The organism is Xanthobacter sp. BG11Y11_SDJG, from assembly GCF_057364445.1.
Genome location: NZ_JBNFNU010000121.1, coordinates 1 through 10,885 on the forward strand (window position 1 = coordinate 1; position 10,885 = coordinate 10,885).

Annotated in this window: 6 protein-coding genes and 2 pseudogenes; 3 read left to right on the forward strand and 5 right to left on the reverse strand. The window is 66.4% G+C overall.

Going from position 1 to position 10,885, the window contains the following annotated elements; genetic code table 11:
- Window positions 1–84 precede the first annotated feature (84 nt).
- A pseudogene (locus tag AC2W7M_RS12010) lies at window positions 85–1,079 on the reverse strand (PhoH family protein).
- A gap of 166 nt (window positions 1,080–1,245) precedes the next feature.
- Window positions 1,246–2,570: pseudogene (miaB, locus tag AC2W7M_RS12015) on the reverse strand (tRNA (N6-isopentenyl adenosine(37)-C2)-methylthiotransferase MiaB); the annotation flags it as partial.
- A gap of 531 nt (window positions 2,571–3,101) precedes the next feature.
- Here miaB and AC2W7M_RS12020 point away from each other — a divergent pair.
- Entirely contained in the window at window positions 3,102–6,650 is a 3,549-nt protein-coding gene (locus AC2W7M_RS12020) for a hypothetical protein (protein WP_486132566.1), read from the forward strand.
- Window positions 6,651–6,770: 120 nt separating this feature from the next.
- Here the strand turns inward: AC2W7M_RS12020 and queG are convergent, their stop codons facing one another.
- Both queG and AC2W7M_RS12030 read right to left on the reverse strand, forming a co-directional pair.
- Window positions 6,771–7,820 carry a tRNA epoxyqueuosine(34) reductase QueG gene (gene queG / locus AC2W7M_RS12025; protein WP_486132571.1) on the reverse strand — a complete coding sequence of 350 codons (1,050 nt, stop codon included), beginning with the start codon at window positions 7,818–7,820 and terminating at the stop codon, window positions 6,771–6,773.
- Complete coding sequence (locus AC2W7M_RS12030; protein ID WP_486132567.1) at window positions 7,817–8,506, reverse strand: glutathione S-transferase family protein; 690 nt, start codon at window positions 8,504–8,506, stop codon at window positions 7,817–7,819. Before AC2W7M_RS12030 ends, queG begins: the two co-directional genes overlap by 4 nt.
- 302 nt (window positions 8,507–8,808) lie before the next feature.
- On the opposite strand from AC2W7M_RS12030, the gene AC2W7M_RS12035 reads away from it, so the two are divergent.
- Window positions 8,809–9,615 (forward strand): undecaprenyl-diphosphate phosphatase, encoded by an 807-nt coding sequence (locus AC2W7M_RS12035; protein ID WP_486132568.1) that lies wholly within the window; start codon window positions 8,809–8,811, stop codon window positions 9,613–9,615.
- An 83-nt stretch (window positions 9,616–9,698) separates the two neighbouring features.
- Here AC2W7M_RS12035 and AC2W7M_RS12040 read toward each other — a convergent pair whose 3' ends face one another.
- Window positions 9,699–9,857, reverse strand: coding sequence for a hypothetical protein (locus tag AC2W7M_RS12040; protein ID WP_486132569.1), 159 nt, complete (start codon window positions 9,855–9,857; stop codon window positions 9,699–9,701).
- Window positions 9,858–9,977: 120 nt separating this feature from the next.
- Here AC2W7M_RS12040 and secB point away from each other — a divergent pair, with 120 nt between their 5' ends.
- Entirely contained in the window at window positions 9,978–10,460 is a 483-nt protein-coding gene (secB, locus tag AC2W7M_RS12045) for a protein-export chaperone SecB (RefSeq protein WP_486132570.1), read from the forward strand.
- The last annotated feature ends 425 nt before the right edge of the window (window positions 10,461–10,885 follow it).

The window sequence follows — 10,885 nt, forward strand, 5'->3', positions numbered from 1 at the left end:
CGGCACAAGCGGCCAGTCGCCGGCCTCAGCCAGCACGTCGACGGCGACGGCCTCCATGCGGGGCGCGGGCTGCGCGGGCATGCCTCAGGATCCTGGCCTTCCGAGGCGCGCGGCGGCGGCCTCGATCTTCTGCGCGTCGAGCTTCTCATAGGCGGCGACGATGCGCTGCACCAGTTCGTGGCGCACCACGTCCTCGGCCTTGAAGTGGCAGACGCCGACGCCCTCGACGCCGTCGAGCAGGCGCACCGCCTCCGCGAGCCCCGACACCTGCCCGCCGGGCAGGTCGGTCTGGCTCGGGTCGCCGGTGATGATCATGTGCGAGTTCTCGCCCAGGCGGGTCAGGAACATCTTCATCTGCATGGAGGTGGCGTTCTGCGCCTCGTCTAGGATGATGGCGGCGTTGGACAAGGTGCGCCCGCGCATGAAGGCGAGCGGGGCGATCTCGATCTCGCCCGACTGCAGCGCCCGCTCCACGAAGGCGCGGTCCATGAGATCGTAGAGCGCGTCGTAGATCGGCCGCAGATAGGGGTCGACCTTGTCCTTCATGTCGCCGGGCAGGAAGCCGAGGCGCTCGCCCGCCTCCACCGCCGGGCGCGAGAGGATGAGGCGGTCGACCATGCGCCGCTCCAGAAGATGCACCGCATAGGCCACCGCGATCCAGGTCTTGCCGGTGCCGGCGGGGCCGGTGCCGAACACCAAAGTGTGGCGCTTCAGGGCGCGGATATAGGCATCCTGCGCGGCGGTGCGGGCGCGCACGGGACGGCGGCGCAGGTGGATCTCGTCGAACGACTGGCGCTGGGAGGCGGGATCGAAGTCGAACAGCGAGCCCTGGGAGACCGCCTCCCGGATGGCGCCGTCGACGTCGCCCTGGGAGATGTCGCGGCCCTTCTTCAGCGCCTCGTAGAGGTGCTCGAGGACCGCGCGGCCTGCTCGCAGGCCTCGCGCTCGCCCTCGAGGGTGACGTGGTTGCCGCGCGAATCCGCCTTCACGCCGAGCTTGCGCTCGACCAGAGCGAGGTTCCGCCCGTAATGGCCGAACAGCTGGCTGGCCAGGCGGTTGTCGTCGAACGCCAGGACCACGTGGGCCGGCGCTTCGGTGTCCGCGCTGGCCCAGGGGGCGGTGACGGCGGCGCGGGCGGGGCCTTGCGGCTGGCCTTGGGGAGGACGGTCTTGGTCGCTGCCGGATCTGCGCAAGCTCAGGCCTCCATGGCCGCGAGGGGCCGGGACGAAGCGGGGGCCGGCACCGGCCGGCGAGGCTGTTGGGGCCGACCTCGGTGATGGTCACCGCGAGAAGGTCGCCGATGGCGGCGGGCGGGTTCGTCACCACCACGCTCTGGAGATAGGGCGAGCGGCCGATCATCTGGCCCTCATGGCGCCCGCTCTTCTCCAGCAGAATCTCCAGGGTCCTGCCCTTCAACGAGGTATCGAACGCGACCTTGGACGCCTCCAGCAGCTTCTGGAGCGCGGCGAGGCGCGCGGACTTCACGTCCTCCGGCACTTGGCTACCGTGGCCCGCTGCCGGCGTGCCGGAACGGGAGGAATATTTGAACGCATAGGCGCCGGCGAATCCCACCTCGCGGACAAGGTCCAGGGTGGCCTCGAAATCGGCGTCGGTCTCGCCCGGAAAGCCGACGATGAAGTCGGACGAGAGCGCCAGATCCGGCCGCACGGCGCGCAACTCCCGCACCAGATCGAGATAGGTCTGGCGGGAATGGCCGCGGTTCATCCGGTCCAGCACCGTGTCCGATCCCGACTGCACGGGCAGGTGCAGATAGGGCATGAGCTGGGGCAGGTCGCGGTGGGCGGCGATGAGGTCCGCCCCCATGTCGCGCGGATGGGAGGTGGTATAACGCAACCGCGCGAGGCCGTCGATCCGGGCGAGGGCCTCCATCAGCCGGGCGAGGCTCCAGGGGCGGCCGTCCGGGCCGTCGCCATGGTAGGCGTTCACGTTCTGGCCGATGAGGGTGAGCTCGCGCACGCCCTGGCCCACGAGCCGCTCCGCCTCGGCGAGGATCTTTGCGCCGGGCGGGAGACCTCGGCGCCGCGGGTATAGGGCACGACGCAGAAGGTGCAGAACTTGTCGCAGCCTTCCTGCACGGTGAGGAAGGCGGCCGGCCCGCGGGCGCGGGTGGCGGCGCGGGAGGGGGCGGCGAGGTGGTCGAACTTGTCTTCCAGCGGAAACTCGGTGTCCACCACCCGCGCGCCGGTGCCGGCGGCGCGCAGCAGCTCGGGCAGGCGATGGTAGCTCTGCGGGCCGACCACGAGGTCCACCACCGGGGCGCGGCGCATGATCTCGGCGCCCTCGGCCTGGGCGACGCAGCCGGCGACCGCGATCAGCGTATCCGAGCCCGCCTCCTGCTTGGCTTTGCGCAGCCGCCCGAGCTCGGAATAGACCTTCTCGGCGGCCTTCTCGCGGATATGGCAGGTGTTGAGGATGACGAGGTCGGCCTCGGCCGGGTCCTGCGTCTCGGCAAAGCCCTCGCGCGCCAGGGTGTCCGCCATACGCTGGGAATCGTAGACGTTCATCTGGCAACCGAAGGACTTCACATAGAGCTTGCGGGGCTGCTGCATCGTGCCGTGTCTGCCGTGGTCATTCTCGCGCCTGGGCGCGACGCAATCATGACGCCGGCTCCCGTCGCTCTCCCTCGTGGTTCGAAGGGGGTATGTTTAGAGGCAAACGGGGGGTTTGGGAATGGCGGGGGGTGGGGGGAGACTCTGCTTATGACCCAAAGCCGAAGTTCGTGGCGTTGGCAAACAAGACGTCGTCTGAAACTCGGTGGAGGCCGCACGGCCTAAAGCCCGGTCCAAGTCGCCTGACGCACCCAAGCGACTCATAGTAAGCTCCCAGAAAACCACAATAGATGGGGTTGCGGCAGTGAACGAGGCCACGCTCGATCTTGAGAGCTTCCTTATGGGACAAGGGTTCGGTTCTGGCACGGTGCCTTTGGCGCCAATTGCCCATGAAAACCGTGCCCTGCTCCGGGATTTGGAATCCTATGATGCGCTTAGGACGGTCTCGACCTTTGCCGGATTGCTGACGGTTCCGGAGCTTCAAAGCAATACGCTTCGGCTCGAAGTCCTGGCGCATTTGGCCCTCGCAGTATGCCGGGGGCGCCGCAAGCCCAACGCAAAGATACTCTCGCGGCTTTTGCGCAGTTCGGGAACGGAACGACCGGGCGGCTGGAAGATCCGGCTGAGGATGTGTTTGTCTCGAACATCGCGACACAGCGCGGCAATTTTCGGATCCTGGAAGGCGTGTGGGAATCGGCGGGCTTCTATATCCAGAGAGTCGTTGATCTACTCGACGGCCTGCCGGCTGGAGGGCATTACGACCTCCTCCGCGACAGCGTTTATGCGCTACTTCAGCTATCGGATCTCCTCTGTGAGCGGTCGGGTCTCAAGCGTCATCAACTCGGCGATGACAAGCCGCTTGCACGCTTACCACGACGCCTAGCCGAGTCTGGCGACGCCATGCGCCGTCTTGTGAGATTCTCGATGGCTGAACTCGCCGGGCATGGCATTTCACTCGACAAGCTTGCAGCCTTCAGCTTAGGCCCGGCGTCGCGCGGCAATCTTGTGACAGATGCGATCGGGCATTCGACGCTCGAGCGCTACCCGCTCACCCTCCACAACGATGAACTGTTCTTTCTCTTGCCCACGTCGACAAGTGCCGCGATACGACGCTTGGTGATGGAGCAGATGAATGCCCTCAATCTCCGCGAGGCGTTCGTTCAAACATTAGCACTCGGCTATGGCAAGCTGTTTTCCAGCACCCCGTTGCTCGGTGAAAAGAGCGGCGCTCCCATCGAGTTCAAGCGCATGCCGAGCGGGCTTTTCGCCGGGGTCCTGACGTGCATCGATAGCGGGATCTACCTGAACTTCGTGTTCTTCGTTGACGCGCTTGAGGGGTTCGAGACAGCGGGTCTCGTCGGACGGAATCCCGATGCAAAAGCCTTCGCGGCCGACCTCAAGCGCTGGATCGATGAATCGTACCAAGCGGCGCGGAAGCAGCCCGACTTTCAGAGGGGGCTAACTATCATTGTAGGCTGTGGCATTGGCCGCGCGATATTTAATACAGCAGATGAGCCCGAACGGCTTCAGTGGCGGACCGAATTCGTCTCCGCTCCCGATCTCCTGACATTAAGTTGGCTTCCCGATTTCAAGCCGCTCTCGTTGTATCGTTTGCTGGACGCGGAGGACAGGGTTCGCGAGCTCGGTGTAGGACTCGAAAATATCAATGGCCTTTTAAACATGGTCGCGTGGGCACGCAGCCTCGACGGTCACCTCGTGCCGCATAGGCAATTGCCCGACGACTTTGGCCAAGGAGGTGCCCCCTGTTTCGTCTGGATAGACCAAAACGGCCTGCGGAACGTCCGGCATGAAGTCGTCGCTCATTGGGACCCCCATGTGATCCGCGATGCCAGCGAGCGGTGGATCAAGGTTCAAAGGGACGGGCAGTCCCTCTTCGCCGAGGACCGCGATCAGCCGTTCTTTTTCGCCGAGGAGCGAGGAGAAATCCGCTGGCCCCGATCCGTCTATGAATCTGAACGGCGGGCGTGGTGGGTCAAACTCGAGACCTCGGAAGATACTCCCGGACAGTGGGCCTATGAGCGCTTTATAATGCTTAAGACTTGGCTTTGCCGTTCCGTTCGTATTATTGAAGACGCCTTCCCGAATCTACCAAAAGGACCGATTACCTGGGTCGCGAAATTTGACGGTGAGCTCGGCCATATTGCCGGCGACCGCCCCAAGCGTTTTGCCTCCTTTGACGATGCTCGCGCTGCAATCACGGTCAGGGCCGAGGACGGAGTGATAGAGACAATCGGGAGCCCGGCGTTCGAGCAGGCGCTTTTTCACCCGGAGAATGTTGCGGAACGTGCGCTCGTCACAAGCTTGGTAGATGCGTGCGCAATACTATCAGAAACGATGATCGAGCCGGAAGCCCGGGACGCACTCGTCCAAAGGATCGCCCCCGTCCCAGCAGCCCGTCAGAGTCATCGTTTCTTTACGCGCAGCTTCCGCGATTACGTGCGGGATTCGCTGCCCGGCATACCGATGACTATCGACGCCGACGACGGAGCGCTGGTGAAACTGGGCCTTGGCTGGCAGGTGCGCCGACGCGAAGAGGGCGCCGATATCAACGGCAAAGACGAATGCACGACTTTCCTTAACGCGGTCGTTCGTTTCCTCGAGGATGACGTAATCGCCGATCTCCGGCGCCTGGACCGCCGTGCGGTGATCCTGTTCGCCCTTACGAATCACGAGAGCGCCGTCGCCGAGCGCGACATCTGGCATCGCACCGCGGCAGCGGTGCTGGCGCTTCACGAGGACAAGGAGGCCACGTTACAGACGATGGCGCAGCACGAATTCGAGCTGAACGCCGTGTTCCAAGCCTCACGTCTGCTTGTCGAATTTGCGATCTGTGAATGTCCCCTCGAAAGCGGGCGCGAGCCCAGCCGGCTCGAGCTCTCCCGCATAATGGCGAAGCTGATGATGATACCCGGCATGGGTGGTTGGTCAGATGCGATCCGGTGGGAAGCGATGGAGCCACGCCTGCGAGTGACGGCGCTCGGTGACATCCAAGCGAATGTCGCATTTTACGAGGAGGTTATGGCGCCCTATGGCCGGGTCGGCAACGACTTGCGCGTGAAGGAAAGCGTAGAAACGTATGCCGAAAACCTCGAGGAGCCCGAAGTACGGCCGACGGACGGCAGCACCTGGCCGGATGAATTTTGGGAGGCGTGGCAGGAGGAATTCGGCGCGTCATTTGACGAGACGCGGAAATTCACTGACTTCGTCGAAAATCTGGGGTTGAAAGCCGAGCGCGCCGTCGTCGTCCTTAAGCGCAGCGACTTGCTCGATCCGGCGGCGGAACGTGGGCTGATCCGGCCAGAGGCGCTTTCCTCTCTTGTCGACTATCTCACCTTCAGGACGCGGCCGCACTGGCGAGAGGTCCAAGAAGGCTATGACGAGAAGGATCGGTTTCCCTGGCGCTTTCGCCGGCGGCTCAGCGTTCTTCGTAAGCCACTCCTGCAAATTGATGACGCGCCTGATCCGACGATCATCGTGGCACCGGGTCTGGTGCGGGACGCCCTTAATTACATGCTCGGAAACTTTCACCGAGGGGATTTTCCTCTATGGCAGTTGACACCAAAGATGAAGAAATGGGCGGGCGCCTCTCGTGACAGGCTCGGACATTGCTTTGCGGTGGCCGTTGAGGAGCGCCTGAAGGAGTTGGGCTGGTCAACTGAAAAAGAAATCCGTGTCACGAAACTGCTTCGCAAGGGCTTCCCGCTGGACTACGGCGATGTGGATGTGCTCGCTTGGAAGCCGGAGACTGGACGCGTGCTGCTTATCGAGTGCAAGGACGTGCAGTATCGTAAGATCGACGGCGAGATTGCGGAGCAGATGGCCGATTTTCGGGGTCAACCGCGTGCGGACGGCAAGCCCGACTTGCTGTTGCGACACCTCAACCGCGTGGAGGTGATCTCCCAGCACCAGGCGGAAGTCAAAGCCTATCTCGGCCTACAGAGAGAGCCCGGGATCGAGGGGCACGTGGTCTTCAAGAACCCGGTGCCCATGCAGTTCGCCAGGGCTCGCCTCAAGGAGAAGGTTGCCCTCCACATTATGTCAGAATTGAATAAAATCTAAGAGGAGAGTTGTCAGTGGGGCCCCGGTCCATCAGCGGTTCGCTGTCGGATCTGGATCAAGTAGTGGAGTTGCTGCACCGCGCCCAGGCTTACCGACGTCTTCTGCGCGGAGCCACCCCCCTCAACCCAACCTTCCCAACGCCCACCCCGCCGCCTCCCGCACCACCTCCGCCTCATCGGAAAGCCGCGCCTCCACCACCCCCCTCAAGCTCACATCCCCCGAGTTCCCGATGGCGATCAGCACGTTCCGCACGAACCGGTCGCGCCCCACGCGCTTGATCGCGCTCTTCGGGAAGCGGGCGCGGAACGCCGCGTCGTCCAGCGCCGCCAGCTCGGCGAGGTCCGGGGCGTCGTTCTCGGCGCGGGCGGCGAGCTTGGCCTCGCGCCCGCGTTCGGCGAACTTGTTCCAGGGGCAGGCGGCGAGGCAGTCGTCGCAGCCATAGATGCGGTTGCCCATGAGCTCCCGCAGCTCCAGCGGAATGGGCCCCTTGTGCTCGATGGTGAGGTAGGAGATGCAGCGCCGCGCGTCGATCACGTAAGGCGCCGGGAAGGCGGCCGTCGGGCAGGCGTCGAGGCACGCGCGGCAGGAGCCGCAATGGTCGCGCTCGGCGCCCGTCGGGGCAAGCTCCAGCGTCGTGGCGATGGCGCCGAGGAACAGCCAGGAGCCGAGATCGCGCGAGACGAGGTTGGTGTGCTTGCCCTGCCAGCCGAGGCCCGCCGCCGCCGCCAGCGGCTTCTCCATCAGCGGGGCGGTGTCCACGAACACCTTCACGTCGGCCGCAATGCCGCGCGCCGTCGCCTCGGCGAGCAGCGCGCGGGCGATGCGCTTCAGGCGCGGCTTGATGACCTCGTGATAGTCCTCCGCCCGCGCATAGACCGAGATGGCGCCCCTGGTGCGCTGCGCCAGCACGGCGCGCGGGTCGTCCGCCGGCCCGTAGTTCAGCCCCAGCATGATGAGCGCGCGCACCTGCGGCCACAGCGTGCGCGGATCGGCCCGGCGCTCCAGCGTGTCGGCCATCCAGCCCATGTCGCCGTGCGCGCCCCCCGCCACCCACGCCTTCAGATGCGCGCCGGCCCGCGCGATGGCGTCCGGGGCGGCGATGCCGAAGGCGTCGAAGCCCTCCTCCAGAGCGAGGCGGCGGGCGATCTCCTCCAGGGGGGCAGGGTTCAGAAGTCCAGGTCCGCGTAGGTCTTGGACGGCGGCATGCCGGGGATGCTCTCCGCCAGGAGCTGGCGGAAGGTGGGGCGGGACTTCACCCGCGCATACCAGTCCCGTGCGTTCTCGTCCTCGTCCCACGGCACGTCGCCCAGATAGTCGGCCACCGAGAGATGCGCGGCGGCGGCAAGGTCGGCCTGGCTGAAGCGCTCCCCGGCGAGCCAGTTGCGCGCCTTGGAGAGCCAGCCGATATATTTCAGATGATAGCGCAGATTGGCGCGCGCCATGCGCAAGGCGGTCGCGTCCGGCGGCCCGCCGCCCTGCTCGCGGTTCATGTAGCGCTTGTAGATGCGTTCGCGCACCAAGGGCTCGGTGCATTCCACGAACATCTTCTCGTGGAACCAGGAGGTGAGGCGGCGCACCTCCACCCGGCCCAGCGGGTCCTCGGGCAGAAGGCGGCGCTCGGCGAGCGCGAGGCCGCGCGTCTCGTCAAGATATTCGGCGATGATGGCGGCGCCCGGCACGGAGGGCGCCTGCGCCTCCACGATCACCGGCGTGTCGCCCGCCGGGTTCAGCGCCAGAAGGCCCGGCCGGCGCTCCCACACCCGCTCCTCCACCAGCTCCGGCTCGAGCCCGTATTCGGCGAGCAGCAGGCGGACGAAGCGCGAATGGGGGCAGAAGGGATGATGGTGCAGCTGCATGGGGGAAGGCGGCCTCAGGAAGCGGGGTCGGCGGACCGGCGGGGGAAAAGCTTAAGCGCCGAATCTTTCCGATTGGTTCCGGCGCGCGGGGGCAAGCGGGCGCGGCGCGACGGGGCGGCCGGAAAGGGCGCACCGTGCCACAGCGGCGGGAAAAGATTGTGGCCCGAGCGCCACAGCCGGCCACAAACCGGCGCTGACGCAAGGTCGCCCGGCCCGGGCCAGCCGGACGGCGCATTGCGCCGCGAAAGGCGAGCGGCGAGGATGGCGCCGCTTGCGCTCCCCCTCACCCTCCGGAAGCCCCCATGACCCTCGGCGACATGCTCGAAGCCCTCGTCCTCGGCCTGCTGGAGGGGCTCACCGAGTTCATCCCGGTCTCGTCCACGGCGCACATCCTTTTGGCCGGGCACTTTCTGGGCTTCGAGAGCACCGGGCGCACCTTCGAGGTGCTGATCCAGCTCGGCGCGGTGCTCGCCATCCTGACCGTCTATTTCCACCGCTTCCTGAACGTCGCCAAGGCGCTGCCCACCAATCCGGCGGCCCGGCGCTTCGTCCTGGGCATCCTCATCGCCTTCCTGCCGGCGGCGGTGATCGGCGCGCTCGCCCACGGCTTCATCAAGAGCGTGCTGTTCGAGACCCCGGTGCTGATCTGCGCCATGCTGATCCTCGGCGGCATCGTGCTCTTGTTCGTCGACCGCATCGTGCCGGCGCCGCGCTACGACAACGCCATGGCGCTGCCGCCGCTCACCGCGCTCGCGATCGGCTTCTGCCAGTGCCTCGCCATGATCCCCGGCGTGTCGCGCTCGGGCTCCACCATCGTCGGCGCCATGCTGCTCGGGTTGGACAAGCGGGCGGCGGCGGAATTCTCCTTCTTCCTCGCGCTGCCCACCATGTTCGGCGCCTTCGCCTACGACCTCTACAAGAACCGCAACGCGCTCTCGCTGGATGACGGGCTGCTGATCGTCATCGGCTTCGTCGCCGCTTTCTGCGCCGCCGTGGTGGTGGTGCGCACGCTGCTGGAGTTCGTGGCGCGGCACGGTTACGCACCGTTCGGCTGGTGGCGCATCTTCGTCGGCACCGCCGGGCTGGTCGGCCTTTATCTCGTGGGCTGAGGGCCGCTCTTCAGAAGTCGGTGGCGATGCCGCCCACTCCCAGTCCGCCGTAGCGCACCGGCTCCCGGGCCGGCGCGGCCGTTTCAGTTCCTTGGGGCGCGCGTCGCCGCCGCGTCGATGGCTGCGCGCCGCGCCTGCGCTTCCGCGAGCGCGCGCTTCGCCGCCTCGCTCAGCACCTTGCCGGGGGCGGCGCCGGGGGCCGCAGGCCGGGGAGATGTTTCGTCGGCAATGGGTCCTGACATGGGTCCTGATCCTCGATCCGAGACGGGGCGCCGTCCTTGCGGCACGGGGGGAAGCGTGCTAGCGGACGCCCGCCTTTCGAGGCCCACCTTACCAGAGCTTCCAACCTTATGGAGACGCGCATGGCGACGCAGAATGGCGGCCCCACCGAGAACAAGGCGCCGTCGCTGAACGTGCTGGCGCAGTTCGTCAAGGACTTCTCGTTCGAGAACCCGAACGCTCCGCGCTCGCTGATGGCGCCGCAGAGCCAGCCGGACGTGAACATCCAGATCAACGTCAACGCCAAGCCCGGCGCCAATGGCGAGTTCGAGGTGGAGCTGAAGATCGAGGGCGGCGCCAAGGTGGAGGGCAACACTTTGTTCGCCTTCGATCTCGTCTATGGCGGCATCTTCCGCATCCTCAACATCCCCGAGCAGAGCCTGCAGCCGGTGGTGCTGATCGAGTGCCCGCGCCTCTTGTTCCCGTTCGCGCGGCAGATCATCGCCGACGCGGTGCGCAATGGCGGCTTCCCGCCTTTGATGATCGACCCGGTCGACTTCGCCGCGCTCTACCAGCAGCGCATGAACGCCGAGATGCAGCGCCAGGGCGCCGCCGGCCAGGCCTGAGGCCCGCTTGCCCTCCCGCAGGCCGGGAGGGCGTCCGCGGCGGGCGGCGCGCCGCCGGTTGACCGCGCCCGCCCGTGTGCTACTTCTCCGCCAACACCGGACGCATGGCGCAGGGGCAGGTGAGCCCCGCGCGCACTGCAACGACAAGCGGGCACCGCGCGGCGTCTTGATCGGGTTTCCTGCCCCTGTCCAAGGCGAAGCCATGGGTCCGCGCGTCCGCATCCTGATCCTACCCTCTTCGCCCGCCGCCGCCGCCGCGCGCCGGCCGGGCGCGCCATGAGCGCCGGAACGGTCCATCGCGACGTGCTGTGCCCGTTCTGCGGGCTCGGCTGCGATGATCTGGAGGTGGCGGTCTCGGGCCGCGCGGTGCGCGCGGTGCGGGCCTGCGGCGAGGCCGCGCGCCTGCTGGAGCGCAGTGGCGAGCC